Annotated in this window: 16 protein-coding genes; 11 read left to right on the plus strand and 5 right to left on the minus strand. The window is 70.8% G+C overall.

Annotation, left to right across the window (positions count from 1 at the left end):
- Positions 1-46: 46 nt before the first annotated feature.
- Positions 47-664 carry a TetR/AcrR family transcriptional regulator gene (locus tag ACFY0I_RS22000; protein ID WP_388898295.1) on the minus strand — a complete coding sequence of 206 codons (618 nt, stop codon included), beginning with the start codon at positions 662-664 and terminating at the stop codon, positions 47-49.
- A 155-nt stretch (positions 665-819) separates the two neighbouring features.
- Between ACFY0I_RS22000 and ACFY0I_RS22005 the strand changes: the two genes are divergently transcribed.
- On the plus strand, positions 820-2076 hold the full coding sequence (locus tag ACFY0I_RS22005; protein WP_388898298.1) for an alpha/beta fold hydrolase: 1257 nt from the start codon (positions 820-822) through the stop codon (positions 2074-2076).
- Between the two features lie 256 nt (positions 2077-2332).
- Here ACFY0I_RS22005 and ACFY0I_RS22010 read toward each other — a convergent pair whose 3' ends face one another.
- Both ACFY0I_RS22010 and ACFY0I_RS22015 read right to left on the minus strand, forming a co-directional pair.
- The gene (locus ACFY0I_RS22010) at positions 2333-2614 is read right to left on the minus strand and encodes a hypothetical protein (protein ID WP_388898301.1); all 282 of its coding nucleotides are present in this window, start codon (positions 2612-2614) and stop codon (positions 2333-2335) included.
- 96 nt (positions 2615-2710) lie between these two features.
- Positions 2711-4228 (minus strand): MFS transporter, encoded by a 1518-nt coding sequence (locus ACFY0I_RS22015; protein WP_388898304.1) that lies wholly within the window; start codon positions 4226-4228, stop codon positions 2711-2713.
- Between the two features lie 137 nt (positions 4229-4365).
- On the opposite strand from ACFY0I_RS22015, the gene ACFY0I_RS22020 reads away from it, so the two are divergent.
- From ACFY0I_RS22020 to ACFY0I_RS22040, 5 genes are all read left to right on the plus strand, one after another.
- The gene (locus ACFY0I_RS22020; RefSeq protein ID WP_388898476.1) at positions 4366-4842 is read left to right on the plus strand and encodes a MarR family winged helix-turn-helix transcriptional regulator; all 477 of its coding nucleotides are present in this window, start codon (positions 4366-4368) and stop codon (positions 4840-4842) included.
- A 157-nt stretch (positions 4843-4999) separates the two neighbouring features.
- Positions 5000-5446, plus strand: a complete 447-nt coding sequence (locus ACFY0I_RS22025; protein WP_388898307.1) for a hypothetical protein — start codon at positions 5000-5002, stop codon at positions 5444-5446.
- The gene (locus ACFY0I_RS22030; protein ID WP_388898310.1) at positions 5446-5724 is read left to right on the plus strand and encodes a HEAT repeat domain-containing protein; all 279 of its coding nucleotides are present in this window, start codon (positions 5446-5448) and stop codon (positions 5722-5724) included. The genes ACFY0I_RS22025 and ACFY0I_RS22030 overlap by 1 nt, the downstream gene beginning before the upstream one ends.
- A gap of 209 nt (positions 5725-5933) precedes the next feature.
- Complete coding sequence (locus tag ACFY0I_RS22035; RefSeq protein ID WP_388898313.1) at positions 5934-6587, plus strand: hypothetical protein; 654 nt, start codon at positions 5934-5936, stop codon at positions 6585-6587.
- Positions 6588-6659: 72 nt separating this feature from the next.
- Positions 6660-7922, plus strand: a complete 1263-nt coding sequence (locus ACFY0I_RS22040; RefSeq protein ID WP_388898316.1) for a DUF6357 family protein — start codon at positions 6660-6662, stop codon at positions 7920-7922.
- Positions 7923-8064: 142 nt separating this feature from the next.
- On the opposite strand, the gene ACFY0I_RS22045 is transcribed toward ACFY0I_RS22040, so the two are convergent.
- Positions 8065-9585, minus strand: coding sequence for a hypothetical protein (locus ACFY0I_RS22045; protein WP_388898318.1), 1521 nt, complete (start codon positions 9583-9585; stop codon positions 8065-8067).
- 320 nt (positions 9586-9905) lie between these two features.
- Positions 9906-10190 (minus strand): hypothetical protein, encoded by a 285-nt coding sequence (locus tag ACFY0I_RS22050; RefSeq protein WP_388898321.1) that lies wholly within the window; start codon positions 10188-10190, stop codon positions 9906-9908.
- An 82-nt stretch (positions 10191-10272) separates the two neighbouring features.
- Here ACFY0I_RS22050 and ACFY0I_RS22055 point away from each other — a divergent pair, with 82 nt between their 5' ends.
- From ACFY0I_RS22055 to ACFY0I_RS22075, 5 genes are all read left to right on the plus strand, one after another.
- Positions 10273-11295: a TrmB family transcriptional regulator gene (locus tag ACFY0I_RS22055; protein ID WP_388898324.1), complete on the plus strand. Its 1023-nt coding sequence runs from the start codon at positions 10273-10275 to the stop codon at positions 11293-11295.
- 199 nt (positions 11296-11494) lie between these two features.
- A complete protein-coding gene (locus ACFY0I_RS22060; protein WP_388898327.1) occupies positions 11495-11623 on the plus strand; it encodes a hypothetical protein in 129 nt (42 codons plus the stop codon).
- Positions 11624-11925: 302 nt separating this feature from the next.
- Entirely contained in the window at positions 11926-13245 is a 1320-nt protein-coding gene (locus ACFY0I_RS22065; protein WP_388898330.1) for an FG-GAP-like repeat-containing protein, read from the plus strand.
- Between the two features lie 143 nt (positions 13246-13388).
- Entirely contained in the window at positions 13389-14543 is a 1155-nt protein-coding gene (locus tag ACFY0I_RS22070) for a transglycosylase family protein (RefSeq protein ID WP_388898332.1), read from the plus strand.
- Positions 14540-16312: FG-GAP repeat domain-containing protein (locus ACFY0I_RS22075; protein WP_388898335.1), on the plus strand; the 1773-nt coding region annotated here is incomplete at its 3' end. The genes ACFY0I_RS22070 and ACFY0I_RS22075, both read left to right, overlap by 4 nt.

Raw genomic sequence — 16312 nt, forward strand, 5'->3', positions numbered from 1 at the left:
CCTCACCCACCCGGTGTGGCGACCGCCCACCTACGGAGCAACCGCCTCACGGCGCCGGGTCCGGGCGTCGAAGGTCATGGAAGGCGGCGGGGGTTGCCCAGCCGCGCAGTACGGCATCAATCGTTGACCGGAACGCGGTCTCGGCTGCGGCTCCGTTGAGCCCGCCGGCGAGTTCGAGGGTCACGAGCCCGTGCAGGGCGACCCACAACGAGACGGCGATCCGGGTGGTGTCCCCCGCGAGGATCTGGTCCGCCACGGCACGGTCGATCGCCGCGACAAGCGGTCGCACAGGGTCCCGCTCGCCGACCCGGGTCGACGGTGCGAAGGACTGTGCGCCACCGAACAACACCGCGTACAGGTGGCGGTGTTCGCGTCCCCACTGGCGGTACGCCACGGCCAACGCGTACAGGTCCTCCAGGGCAGCCTCCGAGCCGGGAACGGCCGTCAGGTCCTGGAACAGGCCGGCGACCGCCTGGTCGCGCACCTCGCGGATCAGTCCGTCCTTGCCCTGGAACAACGTGTACACCGCCGCCGTCGACGTTCCGGCGGCGGTGGCCAGCGCGCGGACCGTGACCGACTCCTGGGGGCGGGTGGCGAACATCTCGGTCGCGCAGGTGACGAGCCGTTCTCTGACGGCGGCGTCGTTCGTTCTCGGCCTTCCCATGGGACGCAGTGTACCCACGCTGATAACATCGTTTCAAAACAGCGTTCCAAAACTCCGGGGAGCTCACCGTGCCACCGTCCTCCATACGTCCCTTGCGCCTTGTCGGCCGCCTACTGGCGGCCACCGCCGCCGTAGTGGGACTGGTCGTCTTATTCTTGGCGCTGATCGTCGCCACCGACGGCGCGGGATCGGGGTTGGCCGCATGGTCCGCGGCTGTCGGGATCGCGCTCGTCGCGGCGATGTGGTGGGGCCACCGCCGCCCCTGGCGGGGGCGGCTGGGACGGCTGGTGCCATTCCTGCCGGTCCTCGTCGCAGCGACCCTGACCCTGTCGGTGTGCGTCCCCACCGTCCCCACCACGCGCCGGCACCCGGCCGCCCTGTCGTTCGTGACCACCGAGCACGTGCGCCTGTCCACCGGCAGCCGGGTCGCGGTGTACCACTACCCGCCCACGGGCGACAGCCCCCGGCAACACGTCCCGCTCGTCTACCTCAACGGTGGCCCGGTGCGCGGCATCTCGCTGCTCGACCACCGCTTCCTGCGGCGGCTCGCGGGACAGGGTTACGACGTGTACGCCTACGAGCAGGCCGGCGGGGGACGCAGCGACCTGCTGCCCATGAACCAGTACTCGATCACCCGGTCCGCCCACGAACTCGGCGCCTTCGTCAGCAAACTCGGCAAGGGCCGCGCCGACGTACTGGGCTTCTCCTCGGGCGCGGTCGTGCTCACCCGCGCCCTGGCCGACCCGGCCATCGCCGACCACCTGCGCCGGGCGATCATCGCCGAGCCGGGCCCGATGGACGGCCCCACCGCCCGGATGGGCGAGCAGAAGGGTCGACCGTCGGCCCGCGACATCGCGCCGGCCGTGACCGGACCGCGCTCCACACGCGTCCCGCGGTACGCGGTCGCCTTCGGCCTCATGCGCCTCGGACTGCTCAGCCCGGACAACGGGCTGGTAGGGCAGGCGGAAGGCGACAACGCCTTCACCGCCGCCGATCTCGGCAGCGACACCGCGTCCGCCTACTGCGCGCGGGACGCGCACCGCATCCCGGTCGAGGACACTGCGGAGAACTTCTCCTTCAGCGCTGCCGCCAGCCTCCGCATCCAGCAAACGATCAAAGACTCCCCCGGCATCGCCGCGCAACTCAGGCTCTCCCGGATTCCCGCGATGCTGATGATCGCCGAGTGCTCCTCCCAGGTCCGGCAGTGGCAGACAGCGGTCCTCGCGGACAACCCCGCCATCCAGCGCACCCAGTACATGCCCGGTGTCGGCCACCACATGTGGAACGGGCTGGGTGACAACGACCAGCGAGCAGCAGCCGTCATCACCGCATTCCTCCAGGACGAGCCCGCACCGCTGCCCGACTACCCGACCCGAGCCGACATCCCGGCCTTCCTCCGTGACCACAAGTAGGCGAGCAGACCCAGGACGTCCCACCAAGGTTGCAGTCCACGAACGCGCGGGCGGGAGTTCGCATGGCCGGCCGGGATGCGCCCTGGCTCCCACGCGCCAGGCTCGAGGCGCACCCCGGGCCGGTAGCGGAACCGTCCACGCCGGAGGGCCGCAGCGGGCCGGCCCGTGCGCACACGGGCGCCCCCACTCAGCACCCCACCCGCCCATCCGCCGGGGCCAGTTCACCGCACGCCCGTACCACCTCCGCGCGGTGGCCCTACTCCGCGCCCCGCACCGCGGCCAGGACCCGTCGCGTGTGTTCCGCGACTCTGCCCCGTGTCGGAAAGCCGTGTGGTCTCATCCCCGAACAGGTACTCCTGTGCGGGTGGGTCTCCTCGTACAGGATGCGTGACAGGTCGGCGCACAGGATTTCCAGGTCGGCGATCGGACCCTGGCCGCCGAAGCCATCGACGACGAAGGCGGCTCCGGCGCGGTTCGCCGCGTCGGCGAGGCGGATGCCTTCTTCCCGGGTGGCGTGGGCCCGAAGGGTGTGGTCCAAGCCCATCCTGCGGGCGACGTCCGGCCCGGCATCCCGCAGGTCCACGGTCTCGGGCCGGCCGGTGGCCGCTTCTGGTGAACGGTCCCCGGTCGGGGCTCACACGGCGAGGTGCTCCTTGGTTCCGGAGCCGTCGGCAGTCGCCTCGGGGGTGATGCCGTGCTGCTCTTCTTCGGGGCGGCCCTTCTTGGGCAGCAGGAAGGTGATCGCGAGGAAGAGCACCAGCAGGCACGCCTGGACGATCAGCGCGCGGTGGAAGCCGCCCACGAAGTCACCGGTCTTGGCCTGGGCGAAGAACACCGAGCCGAAGACCGCGACACCGATGGAACCGCCGACCGCCTGGACCGCCGACAGGACACCGGAGGCGGATCCGATCTCGTCGTCGTCGACCGCGGCCAGGATGAAGCTGAACAGGGCGGCGATCACCATGCCGGCGCCGATGCCCGCCACCGCCACGCCGGGAACGATGTCCCGGATCGAGAAGGAGGAGGCATCGAGGCCGTCGAGTTCGAACCACAGCACGGCCGCGCCGGCCAACTGGACCAGCGGTCCGATCTGCAGCACCTTGCGGCCGATCCTGTCCGCGAGGAACGCGCCACTGATCGCGCCGCCGATAGCGGTTCCCACCGCGAGGGGCAGGTTGCCCAGGCCCGCCTCACCGGCGGTGAAGTGCCGGCCGATCTGGAGGAACAGGGTCAGCACGAGCTGGGTGCCGATGAGACCTCCGAAGAACAGGGCGATGCCGCCGAGCCCGACGGTGAAGGCCGGCTTGCGCAGCAGACCCGGGGTCACCAGTGGCTCGCGGCCCGTGGCGGCCGTGCGGCGCTGTTGAAGCGCGAAGAGGGCAAACCCGATCACCGAGGCGGCCATGGACAGCCACGTCCACAGCGGCCAACCCTCCTCCTGCCCCTGGTTCAGCGGCAGCACCAGCAGAGCGCAGGAGATCACGACCAGGGCGGCGCCGGTCATGTCGACCCGTACCGAGCGGTCGCCCGCCTTCCTGGGCACGAACTTCGCGGCGACGATCAGTGTCGCGATTCCGATGGGCAGGTTGATCAGGAACACCGACCGCCAGCCGAGGCCGAAGAAGTCGCCCTCGATGAGGAAGCCGCCCAGGACCGGGCCGATGATGCCGCCCAGACCGAGGACGGGTCCGAAGATCGCGAAGACCTTGGTGAGTTCGGGGCCGGAGAAGTTCTCCCGCAGCAGACCCAGGCCCTGGGGCAGCAGCATCGCACCGGCGGTTCCCTGCAGCAGGCGGAAGGCGATAAGCGACTCGATGTTCGGCGCGACCGCGCACAGCAGCGAGGTCGCGGTGAAGGCCGCGAGCCCGATCAGGAACATCCGACGCCGACCGTAGCGGTCTCCGAGCCGGCCGCCGAGCACCAGGCCGGCGCCCAGGGTGAGGGCGTAGCCGCCGATCACCCATTGCAGCCCGACGGAACCGGCACCGAGGGACCTCTCCAGATCCGGCCCGGCGACGTTGACGATCGAGGCGTCCAGAAGATCCATGATCTCCGCGACGATCATCACCGCCAGGATCAGCCATCGCCACCGGTAGGGCTCGGTCGTCTCGTCAGGGGTGGGGGACGGGTCTTGCACGCCAGATACCTCCATGGTGAAGTAATTCCATCATGAAGGTAAAGTGGTGGCGGTAGGTTGTCAAAGCGGGATGCGTGGACCGGACGCAGGGAAGGAAGGGCGAAGGCGTGGAGGAAGTGCGCGACGGTGTCGCGGAGCAGCGCGAGCGACTCATGGAGTCGCTGAGGATCTATGGCGGCCACTACGCCGAGCTCAGCCGGCGCTTCGCCGCCTGGCTGGGCCTCCACTCCACGGATGCGACCGCGGTACTGGAGATCGCCGCCGCCGAGGAGCGCGGCACCCCTCTGTCACCGGCGCGACTGAGCGAGCGGATCTCCCTGTCCACGGGCGCCACCACCGCGCTCCTGAACCGTCTCGAGGCGGCGGGTCACATCACCCGCGCCCGCGAGCACTCCGACCGGCGCGTCGTCACGCTGCGCAGCGGCGGGCACATCCAGGAACGGGCGGACGAGTTCTTCGGCCCGCTCGCCCACCGCCTCGACGCCGCGATGTCGCACTACCCGCCCCAGTTCCTGGAACGGTTCGAAGCGTTCGTGGCCGATCTGAACACCACCATGGACAGCCACCTCGCAGAACCGGACACGATGACACCACGCTCCCCTCGCACCCCTGATGGACGAACTCCCTGACCGGCCTCGGGTTCCCGTGGGCCGATGATGTGGGTCGGTCCGGTGCGGGGGGACGCGGACAGGCGTGTCGGTGGGCTGGGCGTGCGGACCTGGACCGAGCCGTGAGAACACGGCGGGGAGCGAAGTCATTGATGGGGGTGGGCTTGTGAGCGGCGCGATGGAGTCTCCGCTGATCGCCGCTGTTCGCGCGGGGGACGTGTTCCTGGTGAAGCGGCTACTGGAGGAGGACGGGGACTACGGGGACTACGACGAGCGGGCCGCGGCGTTCGGAGTGGCCGTCCAGGCGTTTCGCGGGGGCATCGCTCAACTGCTGCTCGTAGGTGGCGCCGATGCCGGCCGGTGCGCGTCGGACGAGCTGCTGCCCCTGTGCGAGGCGGTTGATTCGGGTTCGCCCGCGCTGGTGCAGGCCCTCTTGGACAACAGCATCCGGGACAGGTATGCCAAGTCCGAGCTGCTGGAGATGCGGGATCTCGCGCGAAGCTGGTACGAGGCGGGGGTCGAAGCCGAACTGCGGCGGCGCACGGGCTCCCAGGACGATCTCGTCGGCACGCGCTTGGGCTCCACGGGATGTCCGGGGCCGCTCGCGAGGCTCTCCTGGCGCTGATGGCTGACGCTGACACGGACGTACGGATCGCGGCCTGCCGCCAGGCCGGCGAGACCCGGAACGGCGATCCCGCCCTGACCAACGCCATGGCGGCTCTGCTCCACCACCCGGAGCGACGGGTCCAGCTTGTTGCCGTGTACGGTCTCGCACTCCACGACGACGAGCGGTGCGTGGAAGCGGCACGCCTTCTGGGACCGCCGCGGCCCGGCTTCCGTGCCGAGGAGATGGGCTACCTCGACGTGGCGTGGAGGTACGAGTGGCGTCGGGCCGGCATCTGACGACAACCAGAGCCTGTTGTGAGGTGCTCCGGAGCCGGGAGCGCGACGGATGACGGAGTGCGGGAGCAGGCCTACCCATCCACGGGAGGGGGAGGCCGACCTGCCAGTACTCCTGGCTGTCCGTCCGTCCGTCGGCGATGACGGCAGGACCCCGTCCGCTCCGCTTCGACTACGCTGGTGGAGCCATCGCAGCTGAACGAAGGACGCACATGGCTCGCCCGTACAACCCCGGACCCAAACAGTTCGTCTTCGCCGTCGGTGATGGCAACGACCAACAGGTCTCCGTCGGCGACCCCCAGGAAGCCTACGTGGCGTTCTCCGCGTTCTTTCGTGGTCGAGACTCCGACACCTACACCATCAGTGAGGGACCGTCGGGGCAGAGTCTGGTACTCATGCCCGGGCAAGGTGTGATCTCCCGGGTCAAAGACGCGGACCAACCTCGGTCGGAATACCTCCGGGTCGACAGGGGCAATCGCTACCTTCCGAGCGCGATGTTGTTCTTCGAGAACGGATATGCAGGTCTCGACCGCTTCGGCCAGTGGTTCTCCGACCTCGCCGACCTCGACGCGTCACCGGAGACCCGGGGTGCCGCCCGCGCCGCGACGATCACCACGGAAGCAGCGGCGCTCGAAGAAGTCGCCCGGATCTGGGCGGATTCGGGCATCGTGGACCCGAGCGACCAGTACTACGTCTTCTTCGACTCGCACGGTGTCGACGAGGACCGAGCCGAACGAGCCGTACTGCTCAAGTTGATCGAGTTCCTCGGTATCGAACGGGTCGACGCCCCGGCCGAGGCCGCCGGGGGCGAAGTCTGGGCGCGCACCGACCCACGCCTCGACGCCGAATGTGCACGGTGGCTGTGAACAGGTGGTGCGGGCAGGCACCGCGACCACGCCGTGCTGCCGGCCGGCGCCGTTCCGGGGAAGCCTGAGTCCATGAGAGACATCGTTTTCACGCGGCAGGGCGGCTGGATCCCGAACGTGATCCGCGAGGACGGCGAGCTGAAGCTGACGCTCGGTGCCGGGGCCGACGCCAACCACGACCCTCGCACGTTCACGTTCTCGATCAGCGAAGCCCATCTTGCCGTGATCCGGGAGGACCTGGCCCGCCACCTGCTCCTGTGGAGCGCGGTCCTCCCGCTGTGCGACGCCGCCGGAACCCGGGGCCGGCTCGACGAGGACGCTGCCGTCGCGCTCCTGGACCCGATCCTCCTTGCCGCGCCCTCGGACGTCGACGCGCTCTTCCGGCGCATCCCGTGGGACAGGAGCCGGCTCATCGCCCACGGGGCCGACATCGGTCTCCTTGAGCGCGGTCAGGTATGCGCGGCGATGCGCGGGGCGACAGAGACGTCGAACGGGAAACGAGCCCAGGAGTACCGCGCGGACCGCCGCCGCGCCGAGCGCGGAGCAGTGCTCGGTCCACTCGACGCCGCGGTTCTGAGGTACACGGGCCAGTACCTGCACGGCGCGACGGTTCCGAGGCGTAAGCCCGATGCCGTCGACCCCGCGCTGCTGCCCGAGGTCACACGGGTGATCGCCACCGCGGAGCAGGCATGCGCCGGGATGCGGATCGGCCGCGATCCGCGACGGGGAAAGCGCGCCACGGACAAGCGCGACTGGGATCGGATGGAGACGACCGTCCAAGCGGCCGTGCGCCGTGCGCACCCCGAGCTCGTCGACGACGCGGTGCGTACCGTGAGCTTCCTGATGTGCTCGGAGGCCGCGGACCGCTCCAGGAACACACCCATGGACGATGACGCGGAGGCCGCCGGTCACAGTCCCGACCTCGGTGGCAGCGCGAGGAAGACGGTCCTGTCGTTCACCGACGACAAGGGCGTCGAGAAGAAGTGGCGACGCGACGGTCCCCGCACCGCCACCGCGGAGTTCTGGGAGTTCGTCGGCGATCGCTCCGCCGGGGACAACGAAGTGTTCACCATCGAGGACGAGGAGATGGGCGAAGGGATCCAGCTCCACTTCTACGCGGACTCCCTCGCCCGGATCACGACGCTGCGCAAGGGTGACGGCAGGTCGGAGCCGGAGTACCGGGTCGAGCACAGCTTGGTCGACGGGATCGGCGGGTACCGGAACCTGGTGAGCGCCTTCGTCCGCGGCGGTTGCGCCGCACTCGAACACCACGGTCCCTGGATGTCGGACGTCGCCGAGTTCGAGCGCGCGCGTCGGCGGCGCGGCGCCCGGTAGCCCCGGCGGGAGCCTGCGCACGCGCCGCCGGAAGGACCACGACGCCGTCGTCCGGGTGCTCCTCCTCGGCGCACTCTCTGCTGAACCGACGACGCTCATCTCCCATGGGGCTCCGTGGAAGCTGGCTTCGCCGATGGGATCGCTACGTGGACCTCGGTCCCCCGCGTCCGGCTGTCGTCGCTGGGGTGGGGGCGCCGGCCAGGCAGTGGTCGAGGAGTGCGTGCATGCGGGGCACGGGTAGCGATGGGTTGGCGGCAGCCCCCTGCGCGGTGCGGGGGTCCGCGAGGAGGGCCTCCAGGGTCTCCGGTGCCAGGCTCGAGTTGGCGGCGGCTGCCCGGCACACCGCCTCATCAGGGTCTGTCAACGGAGGTTCGAGCAGGCCGGGATCGGCTGCCGCCAGGGCGCGCACCTCGGGTTCCGGGTGGCCGACGAGGTGGGTCAGGCCGGTGCGGGGAAACGCCGGCAGGGTCAGCAGGTGCGCCCGGTGGGCCGGGCGGGCGACGAAGACGTCCAGGAGGAGGTGTGGCGGAGCCAGGGGGTGGCGGCAGGCCAACTCGATCCGCACCCCCTCGTCTTCGTCCCGCGCGAGAGCCTCGACGAGTTCCGCGGGCAGGCCGGGCCAGCTCGCCGCGACCTTGCGGAGTACCGGTTCCTCGGACACCGCGCAGGCGACGAACCAGTCGGGCGACGGCTCGTCGGTCGGCTCGATGATCGGGCAGGTGCAGTCCGGGCCGTGCCCGATGACCACGTGGATGGCCCCAGTCTCGGCCCAGGTGCGGGGGAAGGGGTGGAGGCGGGCGCGCATCCGCACGTTCTCGTCCGGGTCCGCCCTCAGCTCGCTGGCGAGGTCGGGTTCCAGGTCGGCTCGGGCGGCGACCATCTCGCGGACCTTCGCCTCGGGATGGCGGGCGAGTCGGGCGACGGCATGGGCCGGGGTGTGACGGTTCCGGGCCAGGGGGTACACCTCGTCCTCGGCGAAGCGCTTCTCGACGAGCGCCGGGGAAAGGGCGCACGTGCCGAGCACGAAGGACTTGCTGTTCGAGCCGATGGACGGCAGCTTGGCCTCCACCGCCTCCGGGTCCAGCTCCCAACGGCTCCCCCGCGCCGCTTCCCGTACCGCGGGATCCGGGTCGTCGAGCAGGGCCTCCCGCCGGCCCGGGGTGAGCGACTGCCACCTCCAGGTGGCTTGTACGCGGATCTCGGGGTGCTCGTGTACGGCCATGGAGCGGTGGAACGACTGCGGGATCTGCCGGGAAAAGCTGAGCTCCTGGATGATTTCTTGCTCGGTGAGCATCCCGTCCTCGCCGCCCTCCTGGGCCGTCAGGAGCGTGACGAGGATCCCGTCCGGCAGTGGTCGGACCCGTCGGGGCCGAGGGCGGGGGCCGCGGGCGAGCCGATAGCGGACGATCCCGGACGGGTCCGTGGCCAGGGAGGCGAGCCGCGCCGGATCGACGTGTCGGTTGAGGGCGAGCGCCCCGCGGATCTTGGCGGCTGGGTGGCGAAGCGCCGCGTCGACGGCGGCGTCGGGCAGGTCGCGGCCCTCGCACATCAGCGTGCCCACCTCACCGGCGGCTCGATCCATCAGGCGTATCAGTACGTCGGAGGGCGCCGCCGGGTTGAAGGCGACGCCGCGCAGCCACGGTTCACGGAGAGAGTCGGGCATCGCGTCATCCTGCCGCCTCGCCGCGCCGGGAGCAGCCCGAGCGGTGCGCTGCCCGTGAGAGGCGATCCCGTTCTGGCCGTTACCGTCCAGGGCCGATTTCGGCCGGGTGCTGTCCCTTTCGATCGACTCCGGACCCGACGAGAGTGGTGATCGTCCCCGGTACACGGGGTCTGCGGACCACGGCAGGGGCCCGATGGCGGTTCTGGTCGCCCGGGGCGGCCCGGCTCTGAGCCGTCCAGTCCCTTTCCGGGAAAGGATCGATTCGATGCACGTCGCGTTTCGTGTCGCCGCCCGGTCCGTCCGTGCGGGCCCTCGGCCGATCAGGGCCTCGTCACGAGGATGGAGCTGATCAGCCAACCGTCGAGCAAGGGCGCTTCGGCGAGCGCGCGTTCGCACAGTGCCCGGGTCTGCAGGGCGGCGCGCGCGCTGTCGGCGGCGAGGCAGAAGACGACTCCGCGCGCCCCGGCCCGGCTCGCGTGGACGCGGATGTGTTCGATGCCGTCGCAGGGGCGGGACGCCGCCCACAGCGCGTCCAGCAGGTCCCGCTCGGCAGGGGACGGTCGGCCCGGTGCGGGCCGGCTGAGCACGAACTCGATGAGATGCACGTTCCGACTATCGCGCCCGGGGCACCGGTTCGGGGCTGCGCGGCCCGGCACATTCGTGCCGTGACGCGAAGGTGCCAAAGCGATGATCACCGTTCGAGGACATGGGGGCAGTTTCGTGGTGTGGGGAGCGCTGGGGGTCGACCGCGTGAGCGAGTCCGTCTATCGACTGATGCTGGACAACCCCGGGTGGGGGGTGTCCGAGCTTTCCGACGCGCTGGGCGTGGACGCGGCGGCGGTGCGTGCGTCGTTGGACGGCTTGGCGGATCGCGCCCTGCTGCGGCCCTCGATCACGGATGCGGGTGTACTGCGTCCGGTCCCGCCGGGCATCGCGCTCGACGCCATGCTCGTCCGGCAGCAGGCCGATCTGGAGCGCAGGCAACGGGAGATCGAGGAGAGTCGGATCGCCGTCTCGGGCATGCTCTCGGCCTACTCCATGATGCGCCCCGACGGGCATGCGGGTGGGGTGGAGCGGGTGGTGGGCCTGGAGGCCATTCGGGGCAGGCTGGAGGAGCTGGCCTTCCGGGCGCGCCGCGAGAGCCTGGCCTTCGCGCCCGGTGGTGCCCAGACGGCGGCGAACCGCGCGGCCGGCCTGCCGCTGGCCGAGGCCGTCCTCGCGCGCGGGGTCCGGCTCAGGACGGTGTACCTGGACAGTGTCACCAACGATGCGGGGAGTCGGGAACACGCGGCGCGTTTGGCCGCGTTGGGGGCCGAGTCACGGACGGTGCCGTCGTTGCCGATGCGGATGCACCTCGTGGACAGGGAGGTCGCGGTCGTGCCCGTGGACCCGACGGACTCCTCGCTCGGGGTAGTGATCATCCGTGAGGCCGGGGCGCTGACGGGCTTGTGTGCCCTCTTCGACCAGGTGTGGTCCGCCGCCAAACCGTTGGGAGAGCCGACCGTGAGGACCGCGGACGAGGTGGTGAGCGCGCAGGAGGCCGCGTTGCTGGAACTGCTCGGGGAGGGCCTCACCGACGAGGCCGCTGCCCGCAAGCTCGGGGTTTCGCTCCGTACGGAACGACGGATGATCACGGAACTCTCGAACCGTCTGGGGGCGGGCAGCAGGTTCCAGCTGGGCCGGCGGGCCGTTCAACTGGGGATCCTCTAGCGGCTTCGGAGCAAGGGCGTCACGGGGCTCCCCTGCGCGGGAGGGAGGGACACGAACCATGCCTGGCACGAATGTGCCAGGCATCGTTTGTGCCATCCCGAACCCCTGGCGAACCGCTTTCCGAGGAGCCAGGATCTTCCTCAGCAGCCCGCCGAGGCCGCCGGCAAGAAACAGCAACTGCCAATACAGGGGTGGGGAAATGAACGTCTTCAAGAAGGTGGCCGTCGCGTCCTTCGTCGCGATCGCCGCCAACACATCGCCCACCGCGGGCACCTCGACGCCCTCCCCCCTGACCGGCATCACCCGGGACGACTTCGGCTGGCAGTAGCGCCGACCCAGCCCTGGTGGGGCGTGCTAGCGAAGAGCACCCCCGGCGCCAAGGGCCCGGCCCCACACGCACCCCCGGTGCCGAAGGGCCGGCCCCGCACGCACCCCTCGCGTCGACCACCAGGGGCGCCCTCCCGGCCCCGTCCGAGTCGAGAGACACCGCGACAGCCGCCGGCCACCGACCGATGCGGCACCCTCGCGGAATTCTCCTGGCCGGGGACCTGACTTTCGAAGATTCACGGATTCATCGCTGCCACCCGGCAGTCAATTCACCTTTACCGACCTCAGAAGATGGGCACCGCCATGTCTTTTTCCATCCGTAGGAAGCTCGTCACTCTCGCACTCGCCACGGCCGCGGCCACACCCCTCCTGGGCGTGGTCCCGGCAGCCGCCGACTCCGCGGCCGTGGCCGCCATAGCGCACAAGCAGGTCGGGAACACCTGCGGCAGCTACTACGGCTGCAACTACCCCACCGCCTGGTGTTCCGAATTCGCCCGCTGGGTGTGGGGGCAGGCCGGAGCCGAGCACGTCTCCGAGCTCGACCCCCGTGCGGTGAGCTTCTACGAGTACGGAGCCAAGTACGGCACCTTCCACTCCGTGCCGCAGGTCGGCGACGCCGTCATCTACGACACCGACGGCAGCGCGACCGACGGGGAGGTGAACCACGTGAACCTGGTGGTCAAGGTCTCCGCGGACGGCACCAAGATCCAGACGGTGGGCGGCAACGAGAGCGGCGGTGTCCGCTGGCGGGACTGGTTCAGCTGGCAGAACAACGCCAGCCCCGTGGGCGCGGGCCGCGTGGTGAAGTTCATCGGCCCCAAGGGCCTGTCCGACACGCAGACCCCGGACGGTGGGCCCGCCCCCGTTTCCGCGGTCGGTGACCTGACCGGCGACGGCAAGCCCGACCTGCTGGCCCGGGCGACGTCCGGCAACGGCACCCTGTGGGTCTACCCCGGTCTCGGCAACGGCCACTTCGGCGACCGCATCGACAACGGCGGGTGGTCCGGCATGGAGCGCGTCTCCGGAGTCGGCGACGTGACGGGAGACGGTAAGGCCGATGTCGCGGCGGTCGACAAGGCCACCGGCAAGCTGTGGATCTACCCGGGCCAGAGCAACGGCCGCCTGGGCACGCGCATCGACAACGGCGGCGGCTGGGGCGACATCCGGATCACGGGCAGCGAGGACCTCAACGGCGATGGCCGCGGCGATCTGCTGGCCATCGACGAGGCTTCGGGCAAGCTCTGGACGTACCCGGGACTGTCCAACGGCCACTTCGGCAACCGCATCGAGTCCGGCAGCAACTGGGACTCCATGAACCCGGTCGGTTCGGTCGGTGACCTCACCGGCGACGGCAAGAACGACGTGGCCGCGGTCGAGGAGTCGAGCGGCAAGCTGTGGATCTACCCCGGCGTCGGCAACGGTCAGCTCACCAACCGGATCCAGGCCGGCACCGGCTGGGGCGCGATGTCCGCCATCTCCGGCGCGGGTGACTACACCGGTGACGGCAAGGACGACCTGATCGCCCGCGACAACACGGGCAAGCTCTTCGTCTACCCGGGCCAGAACGACGGAGCACTCGGCAACCGCATCGACAACGGAGGCGGCTGGAACTTCACGAGCTGACCCCGTACGTCCGGGCCCGCCCCGGCGAGGGCGGGCCCGCTGCGGCCCGCCCCGGCGGGGCCTCGTGCCCCCTCCCCGTTCCCGTTCTCCCCGCACCGCGCCCGCCCTCCGCGGCCCACCGCACACCCCGACCAGGAGTCCTCGTGTCCAAGCGACGCACCTTCGCCACCGCCACCGCCCTCGCCACCGCCTCCGTCGCGGCCCTCCTCGCTCCCGTGTTGACCGCCGGACCGGTCCATGCCGCATCCGTCTCCACCTGGGACAAGGTCGCCCAGTGCGAGAGCGGCGGCGACTGGGCGATCAACACCGGCCGCGGCCATTACGGCGGACTCCAGTTCTCCGCCCCCACCTGGCGCGCCTACGGCGGCGAGGTGTACGCCGCCTACGCCCACCAGGCGACCAAGACCGAGCAGATACTCATCGCCGAGAAGGTGCTCGCCGGCCAGGGAGAAGGCGCCTGGCCCAACTGCGGCCCCGCCGCGGGCCTCGGCGACGACGACGCGGACCCGTTCCCCGAGCCCGCAGCCGCGTTCGCCCCGGTCTCGGCGGTCGGGGACCTGACGGGTGACGGCAAGCCCGACCTGCTGGCCCGTGCCGGCACCGGCAACGGAAACCTCTACGTCTACCCGGGCCTGGGCAACGGCCACTTCGGAAACCGCGTCGACAACGGCGGCTGGGGCATGATGAACCAGGTCATCGCCCTGGGAGACGTCACGGGCGACGGCAAGGCGGACGTCGCGGCGGTCGAGAAGACCACGGGCAAGCTGTACGTCTACCCGGGCCAGTCGAACGGCCGGCTCGGCGCACGCGTCGACAACGGCGCCGGATGGGGCGCGCTGCGCATCGCCGGCACTCAGGACCTCAACGATGACGGCCGTGGCGACCTGCTGGCCACCGAGACCTCGACCGGGAAGCTCTTCGTCTACCCCGGCCGGTCCGACGGACACTTCGGTGACCGGGTCCAGATCGGTACCAACTGGGATGCCATGTCCGTTGTCTCCGGTGCCGGTGACCTCACCGGTGACGGCAAGAACGACGTCACGGCCGTCGACCGGGCCAGCGGCAAGCTGTTCGTCTACCCGGGCGTCGGCGGGGGCCGTCTCGGGGACCGCACGGAGGCCGGGACCGGCTGGGCCGTCATGACCAGTGTCTCGGGCGCGGGCGACTACACCGGTGACGGCAAGGACGACCTGATCGCCCGCGACAACACCGGCAAGCTCTTCGTCTACCCCGGCCAGAACGACGGCCGGCTCGGCAACCGCATCGACAACGGCAGCGGCTGGAACTTCGACCGATGACCAGCCGGCGCCGCTCCAAGGGCCTGGGCCTGCTCCTCGCCGTCGTCCTGACGGCGGGGGCGGCGCAGGCCCTGGCCGTTCCCACGGCCGCGGCCTCTCCCGCACCCGCCCCCGCCACCGGCCCGGCACCCGTGGTGCCCGACGGTGCCACCGTGGCCCCGCCCCTGACACCTCAGGACCCCTCCGGTTACCGTCTGCGCCACGACCCGGCCCCCCGATCGGCGACCGTGGCCCTCGAGCAGGCGCACCCGGACCGCCTCGGGCCCGTCCCCCTGTCGAGCCTCCTCGACTCGGCCGACCGCACCGCACGCCCGGCCACCTGTCCCGGCGCTGCCAAACTCGCGAACGACGGTGTGTACAACTCCGGGGCCTCAGGATTCTGCTGGGACGCGGCGGACACCACCACCAGTACCTGGATCCCGCAGGGCATCACCACCAATGCCACCCCGTTCGCTCCCGTCGACGGCCGTGAGGTCGTCGCGGCCAGTTGGTACAAGTCCGGCAACAGCCGCATACGCGTGAGCTTCGCGGACACCACCGACCCCGCCCGCGTCCGCTACGTCCACGCCTTGCTCGTCGTACCCGGCCAGGGCACGTTCACCGCGCTCACCGGACACGGTGACGACCTGATCTGGTACGGCGGCCGGCTCTTCGTCGGCTTCGGCCAGGGCTTCCACGTCTTCGACCTGAGCCACATCTGGAGGGTCGACGCCACCGGTCAGGGCATGGGGAAGGACGGCTCGGGCAACTTCGCCGCCGAGGGCTTCGGCTACGTCCTCCCCACCGTCGGCAGCTTCTCCTACCAGAACCCGTCCGGTTGCGGCACCCATCTGGCCACCCCTTCGCCCAATCCGTGCAACGCGGGCGCCTCCCTGGACCTCACCGGTCCCACTCCGGCGATCACGACCACCGAGGTCACCTCGCGCGCCGACCAGGGCTTCGTAGGTACCGGCGGAAAGATCGTCCGCTGGCCGCTCGATCCCGCCACCGGACTCCTGCGGACGGTCAACGAGGGTACGAGCAGCGTTGCCCGGGCCTCAGCGGCCTGGTCCTCCCCCATCGTGGGAGCCCAGGGCGTCGTCTCCTTGGGCGGGACCATCCTCATCTCGGCGCCCTGCCCCGAATACGTCGAGTGGGTGCCGGGCGGCCCCGCCGTCGAGCCGGTCAACAGCTGCGTCTACCGCTCCCTGCCCGGCCGGCCGGTCCAGCTCTGGAAGCGGGCGTCGGTCCACCTCCAGAACCTGGCGTACGACGCGCGGCGCGATGCTCTCTGGTTCGTCAATGAGAACCAACCGCACCGCGTGGTCTACCGCGTTCCCTGGCCCCGCTTCGCCGGCCCCTTCACCGGGCTCACCGCCACCGGGGACATCACAGGAGATGCCCGTCCCGACCTCCTCGCCACCGACACGGCCGGAACCCTGTGGCGCTATTCGGGCATCGGCGCGGGCCGCTACGTCCCGGCGGTAGGACTGGGCGGTGGCTGGGACGCGTTCACCCACCTGATCGGCCCCGGCGACCTGACGGGCGACGGCAAACCCGACCTCCTCGCCATCGACCAGGCCGGCCAACTCTGGCGCTACCCCGGCACCGGCACCGGAGCCTTCGGCAACCGCACCGCCATGGGCGCGGGCTGGGACACCTTCACCCACCTCATCGGCCCCGGCGACCTGACCGGCGACGGCAAACCCGACCTCCTCGCCATCGACCAGGCCGGCCAACTCTGGCGCTACCCCGGCACCGGCACCGGAGCCTTCGGCAACCGCACCGCC

This window comes from Streptomyces sp. NPDC001568 (assembly GCF_042893755.1).
In the GTDB taxonomy this organism is placed as follows: domain Bacteria; phylum Actinomycetota; class Actinomycetes; order Streptomycetales; family Streptomycetaceae; genus Streptomyces.